We start from the raw sequence: 21,375 nt of genomic DNA on the forward strand, positions 1-21,375 counted from the left end.
GCACAGCCTTTTGTGCAGCAGCCCCTTTGGGGTTTCAGCGGTTATTCTTCGGTTTTGTCAAACAGGCCCTTCTGCTTGGCCTTTTCCCATGTGGTGCACACGCGCAGCTTGCTGACGGGGAAGTGCGGGTTGAATTTATTGTTGTCCGCATCATCCTTCATCAGATCCTGCTCCACTGCCCAATGGGCGGCCTTCTGTGCGTCGGTATCGTCCTCGTCGATATCGCTGTAGAGGGCGGTGCTCACAGGTTCGGGCTTATCGGCACGCTCCCACAGCAGCTCGGCCAGCTCAATGCGGTTGGAGGGCATGGGGATGCCGGGCATATTGATGACGCGGTAGATGCCGGTACCGGCTTCATAGATGATAGCACCTGCGGCAGCACCCACGACCACAGCAGAGAGCGCGCCCTGAATGTTGCCGGCGGCATCGCCGCCCGTACCGGGGTCAACGATCTCATCTTCATACTCGGCAGTGACGAACACGTCATAATCCGGAACGGTCAGTGTCGCTGTTTCCGGGTCCTCGGAGTTGGGGACTAAGACATCATGCACCTCGGTCACACCATCGGCTGCAATTTTTTCCACCTTCCAGCCGGTGCACTGTTTGCCCTCTTCGTTGGAGAAAGCATTCAGGGTCACTTTCGTGCCAGGCAAAAACTGGCTGTAAGGCCGCACATCTTCACCTTCAACAGCCATGGTAGCATGGATGGGGTTTACATAATACCTGCCCGACACACGTGTGTTAAAGTAGCGGTACTCCGTGCCGTCTTCATTTTTCTGGTAGTCAATGATATAACCCGGGTCTGCGCTGACCAGCTTCAGGTCTTTCTGGTAATGAGAGTTCGTCTTCTTGGTGACCTTCGTCTCTTTCGATACGTTCTCGGCACTTATTACAGCCATTGGTGCAAAATCTTCTGTAAGATTAAATTCATATGTCCCGGGCTGAACATTATACAGCCTAAGATCACCGTAATCGTCAGCTGAGCCGGTATTTTCAAATGTTACATTTTTCAGTTCAGGGTATTTACTGCCAACCCTAGTACAAATTCCAGCGCCCTTGACACTCGCATTCACCTTGAGTGTTACATTCTCAATTGTGGCAGAAGGTGCCTCCGTAAGAATTGCGTTCACGAGTCTTCCTGTACCCTCAAAGGTTCCACCTGTCACATTCAGTGTACCAGTCCCCACAAACAATACATTTGTTTCTGTACCCCACCACGGTGTTGCCTTAAAATTTCCTCCAGTAATTGTTAGCGTCGAATCACATGTACCCTCCGGGTTACATACTGCTCTCGAACAGCCTTCAAATGTACCGTCATGGATATATAAATCTCCATAGCCTTCATTTACAATACAGTAACCCCCCACACTACTGAAATCGCCACCATTGATGATCGTTGTTCCACGGCTTAGAAGTGCGTAAGAATTCCGATTGTTTTCAAATGGTTCTAGGCCAATAAATGTACCGTCTTCGATCTGCATTACTGCAGACTTATCAGCATAACTTCCTACTGCACCTCCACTGTGTGTCTCAAAAGTACCGCTGTTGATGGTAAGAGTCCCCTTTTCAAAATAATCGCATCCGGCTGCGGCACCTGACTTCGTTTTATATGTGCCGCCGTTGATCTCAACCGTTGTATTTGCATCATCACTGGAAAGGCAGATGAGTGCATGACCTATATCGCTAGTGTATCCCTCATTCGTATTTTCCACAGTCGCGGTTCCACCGTTGATCGTCACGTGGCCTTTGACCACATTGATCAACACAGTATCAATACTTGTGGTCACGTTACCGGTAATGTTGATGATCACGTCCCCGCCATCCTCAACATTTACCGTGATCTGTCCGGTATACGGGCCGCCATCCATTGTATACGTACCGCCGGTAGTAATGCTGTCGCCGTTTTTGTTCAGTATATGTACTTCTTCCTGCGCGGTCGCCGTATTCTCCGGCTCTGTGCCCGGCTCTGCCGCAAACGCGCCCACCGGCAGGGCTGACAGCATCATGCACGCCGCAAGCGCTGCACTGAGAAGTCTCGTACTCTTTTTTCTCATGATTTTCCCTCTCTCTCTTTCTTTGTTCTTTTTGTTTGAGAGCGGCTGTTTTGAAGAAAACCCCGCTCCATTTTTTTATTCTAATCCCCCCATATGGTTTTCAAGAGGTATTTTGACAGAAAATAAGCTCGGGTTTTTAGTGGAACTGTCGAAGCGTTTGCAGTTGTGCCCGCTATTCCCGGGAACATTCAGAAGCAATGAAAATGCCACGCAAAAAAGCCCTTTCCCATTGCTGGGAAAGGGCTTTTGAACACTGTATCAAACAGTCAGAGCAGATCAGACGAGCTCCAGAACTGCCATCTCAGCAGCGTCGCCGCGGCGAGCGCCGATCTTGATGATGCGGGTGTAGCCGCCGTTGCGGTCAGCGTACTTGGGGCTGATCTCATCAAACAGCTTCTTTGCAACATCTTCCTTGGTGATGTAGGCATAAACCTGACGCTTGGTGTGCAGGTCGCTTGCCTTGCCAAGGCTGATCATCTTCTCGGCCATGGAACGAACGTCCTTAGCGCGAGTGACAGTGGTCTCAATCTTGCCATTCTCTAACAGGTAGGTAACCATAGCGCGCATCATAGCGTTGCGGCTGTCGCTGGTTCTACCGAGCTTTCTGGTACCGGGCATCCCGTTTCACTCCTTAATTATTTTTAGTTGTCATCATCCGTGTTCAGCTTGAAGCCCAGGGAGTCCAGCTTTGCCATGACTTCTTCCAGGCTCTTGCGGCCGAGGTTGCGAACCTTCATCATTTCGTCCTCGCTCTTGCTGACCAGATCTTCCACCGTGTTGATACCGGCACGCTTCAGGCAGTTGAAGGAACGCACGCTCAGATCCAGCTCTTCAATGGTCATCTCCAGAGCCTTTTCCTTGTCGTCGTTGGTCTTTTCCACCATGATCTCGGTGCCAGCGGCCTCATCGGACAGGTTGACGAACAGGTTCAGGTGCTCGGTCAGCACGCGGGCTGCCAGAGAAACGGCTTCCTGCGCATTGATCGTGCCATCGGTCCAAACCTCGATGGTCAGCTTGTCGTAATCGATCGCCTGGCCAACACGGGTGCTCTCGACGTTATAATTCACCTTGAGCACGGGGGTGTAAATGCTGTCAACGGGAAGAGTGTTGATATCGTTCTTCTCGATGATAGCCTGTTTGTTGCGCTCTGCGGGCACATAGCCGCGGCCCTTATCGAAGGTCAGCTCCATGACGAGCTTGCCGCCCTCGCCCAGGGTTGCAATGTGCCACTCAGGGTTCAGAATTTCGATGTCATCGCCCTGCTTGATGTTGTCAGCGGTGACCTCACAGGGGCCGACTGCCTCAACACGCACTGTCTTCGGACCATCGGTGTACAGCTTTGCAGCGATACCCTTCAGGTTCAGGACAATTTCGGTAACGTCTTCCTTGACGCCCTCAATGGTGGAGAACTCGTGAACCACGCCATCAATCTTGACGCTGGTCACGGCGACACCGGGCAGAGAGGAAAGAAGCACACGACGCAGGCTATTGCCCAGTGTGATGCCAAAGCCACGCTCCAGCGGTTCTGCCACGAATTTACCGTAGCGGCCGTCCGGGGACAGGCTTGCCGTTTCGATTTTGGGACGTTCAATCTCCATCATATCTATGCCCTCCTTGTCAAACCGGCGCTGCCGCCGGCCCATTATTAAATTCTTTCAAAGAAAAGAATGCGAAAGACAGCCATCCAGTCGGAAGGCCGATCCTTCTTAATGGATTACTTGGAGTACAGCTCGACGATGAGGTGCTCTGCAACTTCGTAGTCGATGTCGCTGCGCTCGGGCAGCTTTGCAACGACGCCCTTCAGGGAACCGGTCTCACGGTTCAGCCATGCGGGCAGAGCAACAACGGGAGCCTCGGGGCCGGTCAGCTTTGCAAACTTTGCAGAGCTGCGGCTGGACTCGCGCACTTCGATCACGTCGCCGGCCTTCACCTGGTAAGAGGGGATGTTGACCTTCTTGCCGTTGACGGTGAAGTGAGCGTGAGACACCAGCTGGCGGGCGTCGCGGCGGGTCTGAGCAAAGCCCAGACGGAACACGACGTTGTCCAGACGGCACTCCATGATCTGCAGCAGGTTCTCACCGGTCTTGCCGGGGCGAGCCTCTGCACGCAGATAAGCGTTGTGGAACTGCTTCTCCAGAACGCCGTAGATAAACTTGACCTTCTGCTTCTCCTTCAGCTGAGATGCGTACTCAGACTGCTTCTTGCGCATATTGCCATTGGAGTTGCGGGTGGTATTCTTCTTTGCATAGCCCATGACCGCAGGAGAAATGCCCAGGGCCTTGCAACGCTTTGCGATAGGCTGCGTATTCTTTGCCATAATTCAATTTCCTCCTTCGATCAGACACGACGGCGCTTCGGGGGACGGCAGCCATTGTGGGGGATGGGAGTCACGTCCTTGATCAGGGTGACTTCCAGGCCGGTAGCCTGCAGCGCACGAATAGCGGACTCACGGCCAGCGCCGGGGCCCTTGACGTAGACCTCAACGGTCTTCATGCCATGCTCGATAGCAACCTTGGCTGCGGTCTCAGCAGCAGACTGGGCTGCAAACGGAGTGCTCTTGCGGCTGCCGCGGAAGTTCAGGGAGCCGGAGGAGCACCAGGACACTGCATTACCCTGCAGGTCGGTGATGGTAACAACAGTATTGTTGAAGGTAGACTGGATATGAGCCTGACCAGCAGCAATGTTCTTGCGCTCTTTGCGCTTCATGCGGACATTAGCGCCCTTCTTGGCATTATTTGCACTTGCCATTTCTCAAATCCTCCTTACTTCTTCTTGTTAGCGACAGTGCGCTTGGGACCCTTGCAGGTACGTGCATTGGTCTTGGTACGCTGGCCGCGGCAGGGCAGATTCTTGCGATGGCGGGTGCCACGGAAGGACTGGATCTCAACCAGGCGCTTGATGTCCAGAGCAACGTTGCGGCGCAGGTCGCCTTCAACGATGATGTTAGCCTGATCGATGTAGTCACGGATCTTAGCCTCTTCTTCCAGAGTCAGGTCCTTGACGCGGGTATCGGGGTTGATGCCAGTTGCTTCCAGGATCTTGTTAGCAGTGGTCTGGCCGATACCATAAACGTAGGTGAGACCCACCTGAACGCGCTTCTCGCGGGGCAGGTCAACGCCGGCAATACGTGCCATAGTAGTTTCCTCCAAAAATCATCCCATGTCAGTGTCGGGGTCTGCGCCGGGACTCTACGCACTTGACCCCCAGGCGCCCGAATTAGCCCTGGCGCTGCTTATGCTTGGGGTTCTGGCAGATGACCATCACGCGGCCTTTGCGGCGGATGACCTTGCACTTTTCGCAGATGGGTTTCACGGAAGGCTTGACCTTCATGATGTTGAACCTCCTTTTGGTTGATACCCTGGTGCTTATTTGGAGCGCCAGGTGATGCGGCCCTTAGAAAGATCATAGGGCGACATTTCCACGGTTACCTTGTCCCCGGGCAGGATACGGATGAAATTGGTCCGCAGCTTGCCGGAGATGTGCGCTAAGAGGATATGGCCGCTGGGAGTGAGCTTCCCGGTGTTCTTATCCTCGCTCAACATTTCCACCTTAAAGATGGCGTTGGGCATGGCTTCACGCACAATGCCTTCGATCTCGATAACGTCTTCCTTAGACAAGCTATTTGCCTCCTCATTGGATCTGCTCAGTTTGTCGTTGAACCTGGGCCAGCGCCTTCGCTCCAAAGCCCTGAAAGCACCGCATCCTTCGTGCCTGCGCCCGATTTTCAGCAGTTTGCCGCTTCAGTGTTCCTTTGCTCCGGTGCCGGTCCACAGACGGACAGGCGGCGATGATCGCCACATACTTCATCTTTCGCGGCACAAAATCCGCAAAACGGGCAGAAAATCCCTGTCCGCCGAGGAAGTATCTGGCTTCCACAGCCATTTATAGATTATACACCTTTTGTTGTCAATTTGCAAGAGCTTTTTTCCGTATTTCCGATAAAAAATTCTTTCGATTCAAAAGCAGCTCTCCCCCGCTCCCGCCTTCGGTTTTCTCCACCGCGGAGATGAAACTTTTTCACGAAAAGTTGTCGTAATTGCACAAATTGCAGGAGTGGAGAGGGAAAAGAGCCGTCTGCTGTTCCTCAGCAGACAGTCTTTTCCGGCAAATAAAACGATTTAAAATGCCCTCCGCTGTGCTTTGGGCATAGTCAGAGGAAGTATTATTTTAAATTTCGGGATATCGGAACGCCTGCGGGCGTTCCGATATCCCATTTTCATGGGAGGGGTCGTAGAGGGAGACGACATTTGCAGCGCCGCTTTCTGCGAAAGCGCGGCGCTGCGGAGAAAGCTTCTACCAGCCTTCAGCAGGCTGAACCCTCTCAGGCGCTCCCGAAGGGAGAGCTTTTTGTGCTGACCGGCAGATGTCCAAAGCTCCCCCTTCGGGGGAGCTGGACGCAACCAGCGGGAGCGGACTGAGAGGGTTTGCCGTCCCCTTTGGGGAAGTTGGCAAAGCCGACAGGCCTTGACTGAGAGAGCAAGCCTGCTAACCAAAAAAGCAGCTGCGACAAGAATACTCCATACGCAAAAGGAGCCGCTGCACATGGTTTCGTGCAGCGGCTCCTTTTTTATGATTGCTTACTTCAGGCTGAACTTTTCCGGGTCAAAGTCCGGGTCATCCCAGAAGCGGGTCATGATCTCGGTGTGATCCTTCAGGATCGCATTGGAGTGCTCAAAGTGCGCAGCCAGACCACCATCCTTGGTCTTGACGGTCCAGCCGTCCTTGGACTGAGTGATCTTGCAGTCGTACTGGCAGATCATGGGCTCGATGGCAATGGTCATGCCGGGCACAAGGCGCGGGCCGCGGCCCTGATGGCCGTAGTTGGGCACTTCCGGGTCCTCGTGCAGCTCACGGCCGGTGCCGTGGCCCACGAACTCCCGGACGACCGAGAATCCGGCGTCCTCGCAGTAGCTCTGCACGGCATAGCCGATGTCGCCGATGCGGTTGCCGGCCACAGCCTGCTCAATACCCTTATACAGAGCAGCCTTGGTCACGTCCAGCAGACGCTGTGCTTCCAGATCGACCTTACCCACCGCATAGGTGCAGGCATTGTCGCCGTTGAAGCCGTCGATCTTTGCACCGGTGTCGATGCTGACGATGTCACCGGGGCGGATGACGATGTCATGCGAAGGGATACCGTGGATAACGGTATCGTTCAGGCTGATGCAGGCCGTGCCGGGAAAGCCATACAGACCCTTGAAATTGGGGGTGCCGCCGTGCTTCACGATGAAGTCGTAGATCAGCTTATCCAATTCCCATGTGGTCATACCTGCTTCGATATGCTCACCGCCGTACTTCAGGGCAGCTGCGCTCAGGGCATTTGCCTTGCGCATGCCGTCCAGCTCTTTCGCATTTTTGATCTGAATCACAATTATGCCTCCAAAGCCTTCATGACTTCAGCCGTGGTCTCCTCGATGGAGGGGCAGAACTTGATCTCTGCCAGCTTGCCGCGGGTACGGTAGAACTCCACCAGCGGCTCGGTCTGCTCATGATATGCTTTCAGGCGATCCAGCACGGTGGCAGGCTGGTCGTCCTTGCGGATGACGGTCTTACCGCCGCACAGGTCGCACACACCCTCGACCTTGCTCTTCTTGTTGACGATGTGGTAGCTTGCGCCGCACTTCTCGCAGACGCGGCGGCCGCTCATGCGGTCAACGATCACATTGTCCTCGACCTGCAGCTCCAGCACCTTGTCGATGCGGATGCCCATGGTCTCGATGGCCTCGGCCTGAGCGATGGTGCGGGGCACACCGTCCAGAATAAAGCCATTTGCGCAGTCCGGCTGAGCCAGACGCTCTTTCAGGATGCCGATGATGACCTCATCGGGCACCAGTGCACCGGCGTCCATGAAGCTCTTGGCCTTCAGGCCCATTTCGGTGCCTTCCTTGACAGCAGCGCGCAGGATGTTGCCGGTGCTGATGGAGGGGATGTTCAGCTTGGCGCAGATGATCTCGGCCTGCGTGCCCTTACCGGCACCAGGTGCGCCCAACAGGATCAGGTTCATAGGATCATTCCTTTCCTTTGTTAGAGGATGTAAACTCCAAAAAAGTAAAAAAGCACTGAAAAGTTCGAGCGTACTCTCCTTTCCAGTGCTTTCTCACATCTTAATTATTGTGGATCAACCAAGGAAGCCCTTGTGGTTGCGCATCGTCATGAAGCTGTCGAGGCTACGGGTGGTATCAAGTGCCACACCAACCACGATCAGCAGGCTGGTACCGCCCAGCTGGATGCTCATACCGGTCAGGTTGCCCAGAATGATCGGCAGCACAGCCACCGCAGCCAGGAAGATGGCACCGATGAGGGTGATCTTGTTCAGGGTGCGGGTGATGAAATCGCTGGTCGGCTTGCCGGGACGGAAGCCGGGGATCGAGCCGTTGTTGCGGCGCAGATTGTTGGCGATCTCAACGGGGTTGTACTGGATGGCCACATAGAAGTAGTTGAATGCCAGGATCAGCAGCAGGTAGATCACAACATACAGCCAGGAGGTGTAGTTGAAGGTGTGGAAGAATGCATACCACACCGGGTGTGCCTGCTGGTCGATCTGCAGGAAGCTGCCGATGGTGCCTGGGATGGACACCAGAGCCGAAGCGAAGATGATGGGCATGACGCCGCTCATGTTCAGCTTCAGGGGCAGATAGCTGTTCTGACCGCCCATCTGCTTGCGGCCTACCACGCGCTTTGCGTACTGAATGGTGATGCGGCGCTCTGCGTTGGTCATGACGACCACGAAGACCACAGCCACCAGTGCCAGCACGATCAGCAGCGGCAGGAAGAAGTAGTACTGGGGCTTGCCGGACGCTGCCTGAGTCAGCAGACCCTTGACAGAGGTGTACAGCGAAGACCAGTTGGAGACGATCGAAGCAAAGATGATGAGCGAGACACCGTTGCCGATGCCCTTATCATCGATCTGCTCACCGCACCATGTGATCAGCTGTGCGCCGGCCACAAAGGTTGCGATGATGACGATGGCGGCAAAGATGCCGGCACCGCCGGAAACGTACTTCAGTGCGCCCATATTGCGGATCACGAAGTAGTAGCCGATGCTCATGATCAGAGCGACCACGGCACCTGCATACCGGTTGATCTGCTGCAGCTTCTGCTGTCCGTCGGCTTCCTTTGCCATGTTTTCCAGCGCGGGGATTGCCACGGTGAGCAGCTGCACAATAATGGAGGCGTTGATATAGGGTGTCACACCTAACGCGAAGAGCGTGCAACGAGCCAGTGCACCGCCGCTCATCATGTTCAGATAAGAGAGCATGTCGCCGTTTGCGAACATCTGCGTCAGCGCAGAGCCGGAAACGAACGGAACGGGGATGGCACAGCCCAGACGGTACACCACGAGGATCGCCAGCGTGAACAGGAGACGATTTTTAAGCTCGGGGATCTTCCATGCGTTACGGAATGTTTGGAACACCTTACATCACCTCAGCCTTTCCGCCTGCCTTCTCGATTTTCTCTTTGGCAGAAGCGGAATAGGCTGCGGCCTTCACGGTCAGAGCCTTGGTCAGCTCGCCGTTGCCCAGAACCTTAACGCCGTCCAGAGTCTTCTTGACCAGACCCTTTGCCTTCAGAGCCTCGGTATCGACGACATCGCCGGCATTGAAAGCAGCTTCCAGATCAGCCACGTTGACGATGGCGTACTGGGTAGCAAAGATGTTGTTAAAGCCAACCTTGGGCAGGCGGCGTGCCAGAGGCATCTGGCCGCCCTCGAAACCAGCGTGCTTCACGCCGGAACGGGCCTTCTGGCCCTTGCTGCCGAAGCCGGCAGTCTTGCCATTGCCGGAGCCAATGCCGCGGCCCTTGCGGGTCACAGCCTTGTTTGCGCCGGGAATCGCGTGCAATTCATGAAGTTTCATTATGCGTATACCCCCTGCTATTAGGCTTCGGTGACGCTGAGCATAAAGCCGATCTTTGCGATCTTGCCCTGCGTAGCGGCATTGTCAGGCTGAACGGTAACGTCGCCCGGCTTCTTCAGGCCCAGAGCCTCAGCGGTAGCGATCTGCTTAGCGCCGCGGCCAATCAGGCTCTTCTTCAGCTCGATCTTGAGCATCTTATCTGCCATGGTTTGTTACCTCCTTAACCCAGAATTTCTTTCACGGTCTTGCCGCGCTTCTCAGCGACAGACTCAGCGCTGACCAGGCCGCACAGACCTGCGAAGGTAGCAGAAACAACGTTGATGGGGTTGTTGGAACGCATAGACTTCGCACGGATGTCCTTGATGCCAGCTGCCTCAATGACGGCACGCACAGGGCCGCCGGCGATCATACCGGTACCGGGTGCAGCCGGCTTGAGCAGAACGGCGCCTGCGCCGTACTTGCCGACGATCTCGTGGGGGATGGTGGTGCCCTTCAGGGCAACCTTGTGCATGTTCTTCTTAGCAGCAGCTTCGCCCTTGCGGATTGCCTCAGGCACTTCGCCGGACTTGCCGATGCCGTAACCGATGTTGCCCTTGCCGTCGCCCACGACAACCAGAGCGGCAAACTTCATGATGCGGCCGCCCTTGACAGTCTTGGAAACGCGGTTGATGGAGACAACCTTGGTGATCATGCCGTCGTCTTCACGGTTTCTCATAGCCATAATGTGTTTCCTCCTCTCATTACAGCTTCAGGCCGCCCTCACGGGCGCCATCAGCCAGGGCCTTAACACGGCCATGATAAACGTAGCCACCACGGTCGAACACGACCTCGGTGATGCCCTTTTCCAGAGCCTTTGCTGCGATCTTCTTGCCGATCTCAGCAGCGGCCTCGACGTTGCCGCCGTTGCCGTTGAAGTCCTTGTCCATAGTAGAAGCCGACACCAGAGTCACGCCCTGCTCATCATCGATGATCTGAGCGTAAATGTGCTTGGCGGAGCGGAAAACATCCAGGCGAGGACGTGCTGCGGTGCCGCTGATCTTGTTACGAACGCGGCGATGACGACGAAGACGAGCTTCGTTCTTGTCGATCTGCTTAACCATTGTCTTTCACTCCTTACCTTATTTCTTGCCCTTGCCGGCCTTGCCTTCTTTGTGCTTGACAACCTCGCCCTCGTAGCGGATGCCCTTGCCCTTGTAAGGCTCGGGCGGCTTCTTGGCGCGGATCTCGGCAGCATACTGGCCGACCTTCTGCTTGTCAATACCGGTAACGGTGAAGTGGTTGGGATCCTGCCACACGATGGTGCAGTCCTCAGTATCAGGAATGTTCACCTGATGAGAGAAGCCCAGGTTCATGACCAGGTTGGAGCCCTGCTTCTGGCAGCGCAGGCCGACGCCCACGATCTCCAGCTTCTTCTCGTAGCCGTTCACAACACCGTTCACCATGTTGGCGATGTTGGTACGGGTCAGGCCGTGCAGGCTGCGGGCCTGGGGTTCGTCATTGGGGCGGGTAACCAGAACTTCATTGCCCTCGACCTTGACGGTCATCAGGGGATGATAGTTGGAATTCAGGCTGCCCTTGGGGCCCTTGACGGCAACCTGGTGTGCTGCCTCATCGACAGTAACAGTGACGCCGGCAGGAATGACGATGGGTTTTCTTCCAATTCTCGACATTGTCTTTTACCCCTTTCTTACCACACGTAGGCCAGGACTTCGCCGCCGACGTGCTCAGCGCGTGCAGCCTTATCAGTCATGATGCCCTTAGAGGTGGAAATGATTGCGGTGCCCAGGCCCTTCATGACCTTGGGCATATCCTCGCAGTTGGTGTAGATGCGCAGGCCGGGCTTGGACACGCGGCGCAGACCAGCGATAACGGGCTCGCCGTTAGCCTGATACTTCAGGGTGACAACGATGGTGCCCTGAACGGTGTCGTTCTTGACCTGCATGCCCTTGATGTAGCCCTCGTCAACCAGAATCTGGCAGATAGCCTTCTTCATGTTGGAAGCGGGGATCTCCACAGAAGGGTGTTTGGCAGTGCTAGCGTTGCGGATGCGAGTCAGCAGGTCCGCGATAGGATCAGTAATCTGCATTTGCCACTAACCTCCTTAGATTAGCTCTCGTTTGTTTTATAATGATACCGCCCCGAAACATCGTTGCCCCGGGGCGGATATCCGACAAATTATCCGGCCCTCTGGCTTGATTACCAGGAAGCCTTCTTCACGCCCGGGATCTCGCCCTTGTAGGCCAGCTCACGGAAGCACACACGGCACACGCCGTACTTGCGCAGCACGGAGTGGGGACGGCCGCAGATGCGGCAGCGGGTGTATGCACGGGTAGAGAACTTAGCAGGACGAGACTGCTTCAGCTTCATAGACAGTTTAGCCATTGTAGAAATCTCCTCCCTTAGTTGTTCTCTGCGAACGGAGCGCCCAGAGCCTTCAGCAGCTCCTTGCCCTCTTCGTCAGTCTTGGCAGTGGTGACAAAGCAGACATCCATGCCGCGGACTGCATCGACCTTCTCGAAGTCGATCTCGGGGAAGATGATCTGCTCCTTGATGCCGCATGCAAAGTTGCCGCGGCCGTCAAAACCGTTGCCGTTGATGCCGCGGAAGTCGCGGACACGGGGCAGTGCGATGTTGAAGAAGCGATCGACGAACTCATACATACGCTCACCGCGCAGGGTGACCTTGCAGCCGATGGGAGTGCCCTGGCGCAGCTTGAAGTTAGCAACGCTCTTCTTGGCACGGCAGACGACTGCCTTCTGGCCAGTGATCTGGCCCAGATCCTTCATGACAGCTTCCAGGATCTTCTCGTTGTCCTTGGCTTCGCCGCAGGCAACGTTGATGACGACCTTGTCCAGCTTGGGGATCTGCATAACGCTCTTGTAACCGAACTTGGAGTTCAGAGCAGGAGCAATTTCATTGACATACTGTTCTTTCAAACGAGCCATTGTTCCTTACTCCTTTCTTACAGCTCAGCGCCGCACTTCTTGCAGACGCGAACCATCTTGCCGTCCTTCTCGACGTGGCCCACACGCACGGCCTTGCCGCACTTGGGGCAGATGGGCATGACCTTGGATGCGTACATAGCACCCTCAGCCTTGACGATGCCGCCCTGCTCGCCCTGACGACGAGGCTTGACGTGCTTGGTAACCATGTTCTGGCCCTCAACGATGACCTTGTTCTCAGAGGGGCTGACCTGCAGGACCTTACCAGTGTGGCCCTTGTCCTTGCCGCTGATGATCATAACGTTGTCGCCGGTTTTAACATGAAGATTATTCATTTTTAAAACCTCCTTACAGCGATTCCGGAGCCAGGCTCAGGATCTTGGTGTAGCCGGCATCACGCAGCTCACGAGCAACGGGTCCAAAGATACGGGTACCCTTGGGGCTCTTGTCGGCCATGACGATAACGGCGGCGTTCTCATCGAAACGGATGTAGGAGCCGTCGTCGCGGCGGACGCCATGCTTGCTGCGCACGATGACAGCCTTGACGACGTCGCCCTTCTTAACGGAGCCGCCGGGGGCTGCCTTCTTGACAGAGCAGACCACGACGTCACCAATGTTTGCGTATCTCTTGCGGGTGCCGCCCAGCACGCGGAAGCACATCAGCTCCTTGGCACCGGTGTTGTCGGCAACTTTGAGATAAGTTTGCATCTGAACCATATCAGATATCTCCTTTCAAACTGTTCAAAGCAGCGGGCAAATTACTTTGCCTTCTCAACGATACGGACCAGGCGCCAGCGCACATCCTTGGACAGGGGGCGGCACTCCATGATCTCAACACGGTCACCGATGCCGCACTCGTTCTGCTCATCACGAGCCTTGAACTTGGCGGTACGCTTCAGGATCTTCTTGTACAGGGGGTGCTGCACGCTATCCTTAACGGCAACCACGATGGTCTTATCCATCTTGTCGGACACGACGATGCCGACGCGGGTCTTTCTCAGATTACGTTCTTCCATCGTTTAACCTCCTTACTGCTTCTCAGCCAGAACGGTCATCACGCGGGCGATGTCCTTCTTGACTGCTTCGATGCGGCCGGGGTTCTCCAGCTGGTTGATGGCATGCTGGAAGCGCAGGTTAAACAGCTCGGCCTTCAGGTCTGCCAGCTTGCTGGTCAGCTCTGCGGTCTGCATTTCGCGGAGTTCATTAGCCTTCATTGGTGCCATCCTCCTTCACGGAGTCCTCACGGACAACAAATTTGCACTTGATGGGCAGCTTGTGCATAGCCAGGCGCAGAGCCTCGCGGGCAGTTGCCTCATCGACATCTGCCAGCTCGAACAGAACGCGGCCGGGCTTCACAACTGCGACCCAGTATTCGGGAGAGCCTTTACCGGAACCCATGCGGGTCTCAGCGGGCTTTTCAGTCACGGGCTTATCGGGGAAGATCTTGATCCACACCTTGCCGCCACGCTTGATGTAACGAGTCATGGCAACACGAGCAGCCTCGATCTGGGTGGAAGAGATCCATGCCGGCTCCAGAGCAACAAGGCCGTACTGGCCCTGGCACACCACGTTGCCGCGGGTAGCCTTGCCGGTCATGCGGCCGCGCTGGACGCGGCGGTACTTAACACGCTTAGGCAGTAACATTACTTGTTGCCTCCTTCCTTCTTCTGAGCGGTCTTAGCGCTCTTCAGGACTTCGCCCTTGTAGACCCACACCTTGACGCCGATGCGGCCGTAGGTGGTAGCAGCCTCTGCAAAGCCGTAGTCAATGTCAGCACGCAGGGTCTGCAGGGGGATGGTGCCCTCGTGATAGCTCTCGGTACGAGCGATATCAGCGCCGCCCAGACGGCCGGAGCACATTGCCTTGATGCCCTTTGCGGGAACGGTTGCGCGATCGCGGGGGCTCATGGCATTGCGCATGCACTGCTTCATGGCACGGCGGAAGGTCACGCGGTTCTCCAGCTGACGAGCGATATCCTCAGCAACCAGCTGAGCGTTGGTAGCAGCGCTCTTGACCTCGATGACGTTGACGATGACAGTCTTGCCATACTCTTTGGTCAGCTTGTTCTGCAGAGCAACGCGCTCTTCGCCGCCCTTGCCGATGACCATGCCGGGCTTAGCGCAGTAGATGTTGACAGTTACGCGAGGAGCGGAAGTGGACGGGTCCACAGTACGCTCGATCTCGATCTTGGGCACACCAGCATCCTTCAGCTGAGCCTTCAGCTCAGTGCGGATCTTGTGGTCCTCGACGAGGTTATCGCTGAAATCCTTCTTGGAGGCAAACCAGCGGCTGTCCCAGTCTTTAATAACGCCGACACGAATGCCGTGCGGATTTACTTTCTGGCCCATTGTTTTCCCTCCTTACTCTTTCTCTTTCAGAACAACGGTCATGTGGCTGGTGCGCTTCAGGATGCGGTAGCCGCGGCCCTGTGCACGAGGCATCATGCGCTTCAGCGTCGGGCCGGGGCAGACGTAGCACTCGGCGACGTAGAGGTTGTTCTTGTCCATATTGAAGTTGTTTTCCGCATTAGCGGCTGCAGACTTCACCAGCTTCAGAAGGGGCTCACAAGCTGCCTTCGGGGTGTACTGCAGGATTGCCAGCGCTTCGTCCAGGGGCTTGTTACGGATCAGGTCCATAACGATAGACACCTTACGAGGACTAATGCGGGCATAACGAAGAATTGCCCGAGCTTCCATGTTGTGTTCCTCCCTCTATTACTTAGAATTACCAGTGTGGCCCTTGAAGGTACGGGTGGGAACGAACTCACCCAGCTTGTGGCCAACCATGTCCTCAGTCACATACACAGGCACATGCTTGCGGCCGTCGTGGACGGCAAAGGTGTGACCAACGAATTCGGGGAAGATCGTGGAGGCGCGGCTCCAGGTCTTGATGACCTGCTTCTTGCCGGAAGCGTTCATCGCTTCAACGTGCTTCATAAGAGCAGCCTGGACGAAAGGTCCTTTTTTAATGCTTCTACCCATTGTCTTAAACTCCTCTCTTACTTACCTGCACGCTTCACGATCAGCTTATCGGAGCGCTTATGATGCTTGCGAGTCTTGAGACCCAGAGCGGGCTTGCCCCAGGGAGTCATAGGACCGGAGTGACCAACAGGTGCGCGGCCCTCGCCACCACCGTGGGGATGGTCGCAGGGGTTCATGACGGTACCACGGCTGCCGGGACGGACGCCCATGTGGCGCTTGCGGCCAGCCTTGCCCAGGTTGACGTTCTCGTGGTCGATGTTGGAAACCTGGCCGATGACTGCGGTGCAGTTCACGGGCACGTTGCGCATCTCACCGGAGGGCAGACGAACCAGAGCGTAGCCGTTCTCCTTAGCCATCAGCTGAGCCATGTTGCCAGCGGAACGAACCAGCTGAGCGCCGCGGCCGGGATACAGCTCGATGTTGTGGATGATGGTACCGACGGGGATGTTCTCGAAGGGCAGGCAGTTGCCGGGCTTGATGTCGGCAGACTTGCTGCTGATGACCACATCGCCCACCTTCAGGCCATCGGGAGCAATGATGTAGCTCTTGACGCCATCGGTGTACTCGACCAGAGCGATGAATGCGCTGCGGTTCGGATCGTACTCGAGAGTCTTGACGGTAGCGGGCATATCGGTCTTCTGACGCTTGAAGTCGATGACACGATACTTGGTGCGGTTGCCGCCGCCCTGATGACGGACGGTGATGCGACCGGTGTTGTTGCGGCCGCTGTGCTTCTTCATGGGCTCCAGCAGGCTGCGCTCGGGAGCGACCTTAGACAGGACGCTGTAATCCGTGACGGTCATGCCGCGGCGGCCCGGAGTAGTGGGGCCATACTTCTTGATAGCCATAGTGCTATTCTCCTTTGTTTATCTTATGAATTATTATCGGGGTCATATCCCCATAGAGGAACCCTCGGCGGGTTCGGCTTAGACCATGCTGTTGAAGAACTCGATTTCCTTGGAGTCCTTGGTCAGGGTCACGATAGCCTTCTTGGATGCAGCGGTGTAACCGGCGTGCATGCCCTGGCGGCGGAAACGGCCGCGCACAGAGATGGTGTTGACCTTTGCGACCTTAGCGCCCGGGAACAGGACCTCAACGGCCTGAGCGATCTCGACCTTGGTAGCATCGGTAGCGACCTTGAAGGTGTACTTCTTGTCAGCGATGCCAGCCATGGAGTTCTCGGTAATGACCGGCTTCAGGATGATATCATGTGCGGTTTTCATTAGCCAAGCACCTCCTCGAGCTTCTTAGCTGCGTCGACGCTGATGATCAGCTTGTCGGCGTTCAGCACATCGTAGGTGTTCACGCTGCCTGCGAAGGTGGTCTTCACACCGGCAATGTTGCCAGCGCTCTTGACGAACTTTGCATCGACAGTCTCATTGACCAGCAGGTTCTTCTTGCCGGCGCCAACAGCGTTCAGCATTGCAACCACGGTCTTGGTCTTGTACTCATCGCAAGCGAACTTGTCAACAACGACCATGTTGCCATTGGCAGCCTTGTCGGACAGAACGCTCAGCAGAGCCAGGCGCTTGACCTTGTTGTTGATGTGGTAGTTGTAGCTGCGGGGCTTGGGGCCCAGAGCGACGCCGCCGTGAGTCCACTGCGGTGCACGGATGGAACCCTGACGAGCGTGGCCGGTGCCCTTCTGACGCCAGGGCTTCTTGCCGCCGCCGGAAACTTCCATGCGGATCTTGGTGTTCTGGGTGCCCTGACGCTGGTTGGCCAGGAAGTTCACCACAGCAATGTGGACAGCCTTCTCGTTCGGGGTGATACCGAACACGGCGTCGGAAAGCTCGATCTCGCTAACATGCTGACCGTTCATATCGACTACGTTAAACTTTGCCATTGTAGCTTTCCTCCTTACGCCTTCACGCTGTTGGCCAGAGTGATGATGGTGCCCTTGGAACCGGGGACCGCACCCTTGACAGCGATCAGATTGTTCTCGGTGTCAACCTTGACAACAGTCAGGTTCTGCACGGTGACGCGCACAAAGCCCATGTGGCCGGGCAGGCGCTTGCCGGGGAACACGCGAGCAGGGGTAGAAGTGGAACCGTTAGAACCTGCATGACGAGCAACAGGACCGGTGCCGTGGCTCTCACGCAGACGGTGCTGACCGTAGCGCTTGATAACGCCCTGGTAGCCCTTGCCCTTGGAAACGCCCACAACGTCCACCTTGTCGCCCTCTGCGAAGACATCAGCCTTCAGCACGTCGCCAACGTTCATTGCGGAAACATCTTCCAGACGGAACTCGCGCAGGGTCTTCTTGGGGGCAACATTTGCCTTCTTGAAGTGGCCTGCAGCTGCCTTGTTGACCTTCTTGGCGGAAACCTCGCCGAAGCCCAGCTGAACAGCCTGGTAGCCATCGCTCTCGACGGTCTTCTTCTGCACGACGGTGCAGGGACCAGCCTCGATGACGGTGACGGGAACGACCTTGCCGTTCGCGTCGAACAGCTGAGTCATACCGACTTTCTTGCCGATAATGCCTTTAACCATTTTCTTTTCCTCCTGTAAAGGTTATTGGTTGGCAGCGCACGTCACTGCCAACATGACCCCTCGGGAAACGAGGGCATCGAATTTGATCGAGTGTCTTTTACAGCTTGATCTCGATGTCCACGCCAGCGGGGAGCTGGAGGCTCATCAGAGCCTCGACCGTCTTGTTGGACGGCTTCAGAATGTCGATCAGACGCTTATGAGTGCGGCTCTCGAACTGCTCGCGGCTATCCTTGTACTTGTGGGTAGCGCGCAGAACGGTAACGATCTCACGATCGGTGGGCAGGGGGATGGGGCCGGACACGCGTGCACCGGTGTGCTTTGCGGTCTCCACGATCTTCTCTGCTGCGGCATCGATCAGCTGAGCATCATAGCTCTGCAGACGGATTCTGATTTTCTCTTTGACTGCCATTGCTTACGCCTCCTGAAAAAATTGATTTTGCCCTAGGCGAGCCGATAAATTGCTCTACACAGTTCCGGGTGTTCCTCGATTTGGCACTATAAAAACCGGTGAACCGCATGGCAGTTCTCCCGGAAACATATTAGCAAATCAAATCCGAACATTGGTTCCGCCCGTTTCGCAGAGGAGTAACTTCTCTGCCGAGGGAACGTATTCCATCGCTGTCAGTAATTCTTTCGCCCGGTTCTAAGATCGGACATACTCCGCGGAAATAACCCATCGCAGCTATCGCCGGATGACAACCTCCCGCATCTACGCATATCGCTGGCCTGCACGACTTGTATCGCACAAGCCCTTTGCAGCCGAGAGTTATTCTATCACACCTTCGTGCATTTGGCAAGTGTTTTTTAGAAAAAAGAACGAATTTTCTTTTTTATTTTCTCCGTTTTGTCAAAGAGCGCATTTTCTGTGCAAGATGCACAATCCGCAGGCTTTTCTACCGGTGGAAAACTCTGCCGCGCCCGCTGCGCAGTGCTTAGTATGGACCGTTCTGCCGCTTTTATACATATATAATAAAAGGCAAGGCCGGAGCACTACCGTCCTCGCCCTCTACGACCCCTTCCCGTGAAAAAGCAAACCGGCAAAGCCCGCAGGCTTTGCCGGTTTGCAAACATTAAAAATAATTTTTCCTCTAATATTGTCAGAGCGAAGCGGAGACAATTTAAAATCGTCACTTCTTCTTCAGCTGTTCCGCCAGCCCATCCCGGGGCGTGATGTAGACGGTGGTGTACACCTCGTACAGCACCATGCCGGGCTTGGCACCGCTGGCTTTCCAGATGTTCTTCACCTCAGTGGTGTCCACCGCCACCTTGGCGCCGGTGCCTGCCTTGTAGGTGCTGGAGTAGATGACTGCCAGCTCCGCAGCTTCCTGCCGGGTGGTGTCCGGGATCTCCTCGCCCCGGCTCATGACCACAACGTGGCTGCCGGGGGCCTTCTGCACATGGAACCACAGGTCTTTGCCCCGGGCGGTGTGGAGGGTGAGCTTGTCGTTCTGGGCGTTGTTGCGGCCCACCAGTATCTCAAAGCCATCGGTGGAAGTGAACCGCAGGAAATCTGCAGGCTTCTGGCGCTTATCCCGCTGCTTGTAGTATTTCAGGTAGCCCTGACTCTTCAGCTCTGCCCGGATCTCGTTGAGGGCCGCTTCACCGGAAGCGGACTCCACCTCGTAGAGCACCGTTTCCAGATAGGCGATCTCCTTTTCGCCCTCTGCCAGCAGATCTACCAGCATCCGGGCGGCGGTCTGCTTCTTTTTATAGTTCTTGAAGAAGTTCTGGGCATTCTGGCTGGGGGTGAAGCGCAGGTCCAGCGGGATGGTCACCTCTTTGCCCTCGTCGTACCAGTTGGGCACCGTGATGCTCTTCATGCCCTTCTGGGCCAGATAGAGGTTGGCCGAAAGCAGCTCGCCGTACAGCCGCAGCTTTTCGCTCTTGCCGCTGGCGGCCAGCTCTTCCTGACGTGCCGCCTGCTTGCGGACGGCACGCTCGTACATATTGTGCACCGCCTTGTGCAGCTCCTTGCTTTTGGTGCGCAGGCGCTCGGTGCGGTCCTTCTCGGCGTAGTAGCCCTCCAGCATGGCATTGAAGGACGGCCACTCCTTTATCCTGTACTTCTCACCGTACTGCTGCGGGCGGAAGAAGGTATACTCGATGGGCTTTCCACTGGGGTCGGTGATGCTGCACGGACAGCCGCCGTTCTCATGGATCTCCTTCAGTTCATCGATGGAGGCCATCAGGCGGCGCTTCTGCTCCCCGGTCAGCTCGTTGGCGATCAGGTGCTCCCCGTCGAAGGCGCGCCATGCGGCTTCCCGGCAGACCACCGGGCCCACGCCAGCCACGGTCTTGTTCAGGGCATCCGCTACCGGCAGATCCCGTTCACAGGCAGCCGATACGATGGACGCCGCGCTCACCAGCAGAAAATCCGGACGGGCGGGCTTGGGGGGCGTAGTGTAGGGCAGGCCCGGCAGCAGCTGGCGCACATCGCTGTCCTCAAAATCCACCCGCTTGAGTGCATCGATGATTTTACCGTTCTGCACCAGCACCAGATTGGAGTAGCGGCCCATCAGCTCGGCACACAGGGTGTTGCGCACAAGGTCGCCCATCTCGTTGGTGCACTGGAAATCAAAGTAGACGATGCGGTCTCCCGGCTCCATGTGCACATCCAGCAACCTGCCGCCGGTCAGGTGCTTGCGCATCAGCATGCAGAAGGAGGGCGGCGTCTCCGGGTTTTCAAAGCTTTCTTCGGTCAGGCACACCCGGGCGGAACCGCTGCGGGCCGAAAGCAGCAGCGCATAGGTATCCGTGCGGGTGCGCAGGGTGAGCACCAGCTCATCGCGGGTGGGTTCAAATAGTTTTGCGATCTTGGCGTCGGTCAGCGTCGCTTTGAGCTCTGCTGCCGTAAGGGCCAGTGTCGCGGCATCCAATGCCATAGTGTTTACCTCGTTTAACGATTTTAAATGGCCGCCGCGTTCGCTTTGGCCATAATCAGCGGAATTTTTATTTGTATTTGTAATTCGGCAAAGCCTGCGGGCTTTGCCGAATTACTCTTTCACAGAAGGGGCCGCAGCGGCAATCTTCATCTCAGCCGGAAAATCGC

Annotated in this window: 35 protein-coding genes; 1 reads left to right on the forward strand and 34 read right to left on the reverse strand. The window is 56.0% G+C overall.

Features of this window, described 5'->3' with window-relative positions; all coding sequences use genetic code 11:
• Positions 1 to 41: 41 nt before the first annotated feature.
• Positions 42 to 899, reverse strand: coding sequence for a hypothetical protein (locus MTP37_RS11895; protein WP_249237476.1), 858 nt, complete (start codon positions 897 to 899; stop codon positions 42 to 44).
• Positions 900 to 1,670: 771 nt separating this feature from the next.
• On the opposite strand from MTP37_RS11895, the gene MTP37_RS11900 reads away from it, so the two are divergent.
• Positions 1,671 to 1,997, forward strand: a complete 327-nt coding sequence (locus MTP37_RS11900; RefSeq protein WP_249237477.1) for a hypothetical protein — start codon at positions 1,671 to 1,673, stop codon at positions 1,995 to 1,997.
• Between the two features lie 333 nt (positions 1,998 to 2,330).
• Here the strand turns inward: MTP37_RS11900 and rplQ are convergent, their stop codons facing one another.
• The 33 genes from rplQ to MTP37_RS12065 form a co-directional block, all read right to left on the reverse strand.
• Positions 2,331 to 2,672: a 50S ribosomal protein L17 gene (rplQ, locus tag MTP37_RS11905; protein WP_005921819.1), complete on the reverse strand. Its 342-nt coding sequence runs from the start codon at positions 2,670 to 2,672 to the stop codon at positions 2,331 to 2,333.
• A gap of 23 nt (positions 2,673 to 2,695) precedes the next feature.
• Entirely contained in the window at positions 2,696 to 3,655 is a 960-nt protein-coding gene (locus MTP37_RS11910) for a DNA-directed RNA polymerase subunit alpha (RefSeq protein WP_249237478.1), read from the reverse strand.
• Between the two features lie 113 nt (positions 3,656 to 3,768).
• Positions 3,769 to 4,371 carry a 30S ribosomal protein S4 gene (rpsD, locus tag MTP37_RS11915; protein WP_005937973.1) on the reverse strand — a complete coding sequence of 201 codons (603 nt, stop codon included), beginning with the start codon at positions 4,369 to 4,371 and terminating at the stop codon, positions 3,769 to 3,771.
• 20 nt (positions 4,372 to 4,391) lie between these two features.
• Entirely contained in the window at positions 4,392 to 4,802 is a 411-nt protein-coding gene (rpsK, locus tag MTP37_RS11920) for a 30S ribosomal protein S11 (RefSeq protein ID WP_005934894.1), read from the reverse strand.
• A 14-nt stretch (positions 4,803 to 4,816) separates the two neighbouring features.
• The gene (rpsM, locus tag MTP37_RS11925) at positions 4,817 to 5,188 is read right to left on the reverse strand and encodes a 30S ribosomal protein S13 (protein ID WP_005937976.1); all 372 of its coding nucleotides are present in this window, start codon (positions 5,186 to 5,188) and stop codon (positions 4,817 to 4,819) included.
• 82 nt (positions 5,189 to 5,270) lie between these two features.
• Positions 5,271 to 5,384 carry a 50S ribosomal protein L36 gene (rpmJ, locus tag MTP37_RS11930; RefSeq protein ID WP_005921832.1) on the reverse strand — a complete coding sequence of 38 codons (114 nt, stop codon included), beginning with the start codon at positions 5,382 to 5,384 and terminating at the stop codon, positions 5,271 to 5,273.
• Positions 5,385 to 5,419: 35 nt separating this feature from the next.
• Positions 5,420 to 5,671 carry a translation initiation factor IF-1 gene (gene infA / locus MTP37_RS11935; protein ID WP_005937979.1) on the reverse strand — a complete coding sequence of 84 codons (252 nt, stop codon included), beginning with the start codon at positions 5,669 to 5,671 and terminating at the stop codon, positions 5,420 to 5,422.
• A gap of 13 nt (positions 5,672 to 5,684) precedes the next feature.
• Positions 5,685 to 5,936 (reverse strand): hypothetical protein, encoded by a 252-nt coding sequence (locus MTP37_RS11940; RefSeq protein WP_249237479.1) that lies wholly within the window; start codon positions 5,934 to 5,936, stop codon positions 5,685 to 5,687.
• Between the two features lie 695 nt (positions 5,937 to 6,631).
• On the reverse strand, positions 6,632 to 7,423 hold the full coding sequence (map, locus tag MTP37_RS11945; RefSeq protein ID WP_120120552.1) for a type I methionyl aminopeptidase: 792 nt from the start codon (positions 7,421 to 7,423) through the stop codon (positions 6,632 to 6,634).
• A 2-nt stretch (positions 7,424 to 7,425) separates the two neighbouring features.
• Entirely contained in the window at positions 7,426 to 8,058 is a 633-nt protein-coding gene (locus MTP37_RS11950; RefSeq protein WP_005937991.1) for an adenylate kinase, read from the reverse strand.
• 114 nt (positions 8,059 to 8,172) lie between these two features.
• Positions 8,173 to 9,468 (reverse strand): preprotein translocase subunit SecY, encoded by a 1,296-nt coding sequence (gene secY / locus MTP37_RS11955; protein WP_249237480.1) that lies wholly within the window; start codon positions 9,466 to 9,468, stop codon positions 8,173 to 8,175.
• A 1-nt stretch (position 9,469) separates the two neighbouring features.
• Entirely contained in the window at positions 9,470 to 9,910 is a 441-nt protein-coding gene (gene rplO / locus MTP37_RS11960) for a 50S ribosomal protein L15 (protein WP_005934902.1), read from the reverse strand.
• A gap of 20 nt (positions 9,911 to 9,930) precedes the next feature.
• A complete protein-coding gene (rpmD, locus tag MTP37_RS11965) occupies positions 9,931 to 10,116 on the reverse strand; it encodes a 50S ribosomal protein L30 (protein WP_005934904.1) in 186 nt (61 codons plus the stop codon).
• Positions 10,117 to 10,130: 14 nt separating this feature from the next.
• Positions 10,131 to 10,631, reverse strand: coding sequence for a 30S ribosomal protein S5 (gene rpsE / locus MTP37_RS11970; RefSeq protein ID WP_249237481.1), 501 nt, complete (start codon positions 10,629 to 10,631; stop codon positions 10,131 to 10,133).
• A gap of 19 nt (positions 10,632 to 10,650) precedes the next feature.
• Positions 10,651 to 11,010 (reverse strand): 50S ribosomal protein L18, encoded by a 360-nt coding sequence (gene rplR, locus MTP37_RS11975; protein ID WP_005938000.1) that lies wholly within the window; start codon positions 11,008 to 11,010, stop codon positions 10,651 to 10,653.
• Between the two features lie 18 nt (positions 11,011 to 11,028).
• Complete coding sequence (gene rplF, locus MTP37_RS11980; RefSeq protein WP_249237482.1) at positions 11,029 to 11,580, reverse strand: 50S ribosomal protein L6; 552 nt, start codon at positions 11,578 to 11,580, stop codon at positions 11,029 to 11,031.
• Between the two features lie 17 nt (positions 11,581 to 11,597).
• Positions 11,598 to 11,996 carry a 30S ribosomal protein S8 gene (gene rpsH, locus MTP37_RS11985; RefSeq protein ID WP_005921861.1) on the reverse strand — a complete coding sequence of 133 codons (399 nt, stop codon included), beginning with the start codon at positions 11,994 to 11,996 and terminating at the stop codon, positions 11,598 to 11,600.
• 110 nt (positions 11,997 to 12,106) lie between these two features.
• On the reverse strand, positions 12,107 to 12,292 hold the full coding sequence (locus MTP37_RS11990; protein ID WP_005921866.1) for a type Z 30S ribosomal protein S14: 186 nt from the start codon (positions 12,290 to 12,292) through the stop codon (positions 12,107 to 12,109).
• Positions 12,293 to 12,309: 17 nt separating this feature from the next.
• Positions 12,310 to 12,855, reverse strand: a complete 546-nt coding sequence (gene rplE / locus MTP37_RS11995) for a 50S ribosomal protein L5 (RefSeq protein WP_005938011.1) — start codon at positions 12,853 to 12,855, stop codon at positions 12,310 to 12,312.
• Positions 12,856 to 12,872: 17 nt separating this feature from the next.
• The gene (gene rplX, locus MTP37_RS12000; RefSeq protein ID WP_005934911.1) at positions 12,873 to 13,187 is read right to left on the reverse strand and encodes a 50S ribosomal protein L24; all 315 of its coding nucleotides are present in this window, start codon (positions 13,185 to 13,187) and stop codon (positions 12,873 to 12,875) included.
• Between the two features lie 13 nt (positions 13,188 to 13,200).
• Entirely contained in the window at positions 13,201 to 13,569 is a 369-nt protein-coding gene (gene rplN, locus MTP37_RS12005) for a 50S ribosomal protein L14 (RefSeq protein ID WP_005938014.1), read from the reverse strand.
• 41 nt (positions 13,570 to 13,610) lie between these two features.
• Complete coding sequence (rpsQ, locus tag MTP37_RS12010; RefSeq protein WP_249237483.1) at positions 13,611 to 13,868, reverse strand: 30S ribosomal protein S17; 258 nt, start codon at positions 13,866 to 13,868, stop codon at positions 13,611 to 13,613.
• Positions 13,869 to 13,880: 12 nt separating this feature from the next.
• Entirely contained in the window at positions 13,881 to 14,066 is a 186-nt protein-coding gene (rpmC, locus tag MTP37_RS12015; RefSeq protein WP_005921879.1) for a 50S ribosomal protein L29, read from the reverse strand.
• Positions 14,056 to 14,496 carry a 50S ribosomal protein L16 gene (gene rplP / locus MTP37_RS12020; protein WP_005938020.1) on the reverse strand — a complete coding sequence of 147 codons (441 nt, stop codon included), beginning with the start codon at positions 14,494 to 14,496 and terminating at the stop codon, positions 14,056 to 14,058. Before rplP ends, rpmC begins: the two co-directional genes overlap by 11 nt.
• Positions 14,496 to 15,200 (reverse strand): 30S ribosomal protein S3, encoded by a 705-nt coding sequence (rpsC, locus tag MTP37_RS12025; RefSeq protein WP_005938023.1) that lies wholly within the window; start codon positions 15,198 to 15,200, stop codon positions 14,496 to 14,498. The genes rplP and rpsC overlap by 1 nt, the downstream gene beginning before the upstream one ends.
• Positions 15,201 to 15,212: 12 nt before the next feature.
• Positions 15,213 to 15,548 carry a 50S ribosomal protein L22 gene (gene rplV, locus MTP37_RS12030; RefSeq protein ID WP_005921882.1) on the reverse strand — a complete coding sequence of 112 codons (336 nt, stop codon included), beginning with the start codon at positions 15,546 to 15,548 and terminating at the stop codon, positions 15,213 to 15,215.
• 18 nt (positions 15,549 to 15,566) lie between these two features.
• Positions 15,567 to 15,833, reverse strand: coding sequence for a 30S ribosomal protein S19 (gene rpsS, locus MTP37_RS12035; protein ID WP_005921883.1), 267 nt, complete (start codon positions 15,831 to 15,833; stop codon positions 15,567 to 15,569).
• A gap of 17 nt (positions 15,834 to 15,850) precedes the next feature.
• On the reverse strand, positions 15,851 to 16,681 hold the full coding sequence (rplB, locus tag MTP37_RS12040) for a 50S ribosomal protein L2 (RefSeq protein ID WP_005938027.1): 831 nt from the start codon (positions 16,679 to 16,681) through the stop codon (positions 15,851 to 15,853).
• Between the two features lie 78 nt (positions 16,682 to 16,759).
• Positions 16,760 to 17,056: a 50S ribosomal protein L23 gene (gene rplW, locus MTP37_RS12045; RefSeq protein ID WP_005938030.1), complete on the reverse strand. Its 297-nt coding sequence runs from the start codon at positions 17,054 to 17,056 to the stop codon at positions 16,760 to 16,762.
• The gene (rplD, locus tag MTP37_RS12050) at positions 17,056 to 17,679 is read right to left on the reverse strand and encodes a 50S ribosomal protein L4 (protein WP_005938033.1); all 624 of its coding nucleotides are present in this window, start codon (positions 17,677 to 17,679) and stop codon (positions 17,056 to 17,058) included. The genes rplW and rplD overlap by 1 nt, the downstream gene beginning before the upstream one ends.
• A 14-nt stretch (positions 17,680 to 17,693) precedes the next feature.
• The gene (rplC, locus tag MTP37_RS12055) at positions 17,694 to 18,326 is read right to left on the reverse strand and encodes a 50S ribosomal protein L3 (protein WP_005938036.1); all 633 of its coding nucleotides are present in this window, start codon (positions 18,324 to 18,326) and stop codon (positions 17,694 to 17,696) included.
• Positions 18,327 to 18,423: 97 nt separating this feature from the next.
• Positions 18,424 to 18,735 carry a 30S ribosomal protein S10 gene (gene rpsJ, locus MTP37_RS12060; protein WP_005934923.1) on the reverse strand — a complete coding sequence of 104 codons (312 nt, stop codon included), beginning with the start codon at positions 18,733 to 18,735 and terminating at the stop codon, positions 18,424 to 18,426.
• 718 nt (positions 18,736 to 19,453) lie between these two features.
• On the reverse strand, positions 19,454 to 21,208 hold the full coding sequence (locus MTP37_RS12065) for an Rqc2 family fibronectin-binding protein (protein ID WP_249237484.1): 1,755 nt from the start codon (positions 21,206 to 21,208) through the stop codon (positions 19,454 to 19,456).
• Positions 21,209 to 21,375: the final 167 nt, after the last annotated feature.

This window comes from Faecalibacterium sp. HTF-F (assembly GCF_023347535.1).
GTDB classification, from domain to species: domain Bacteria; phylum Bacillota; class Clostridia; order Oscillospirales; family Ruminococcaceae; genus Faecalibacterium; species Faecalibacterium wellingii.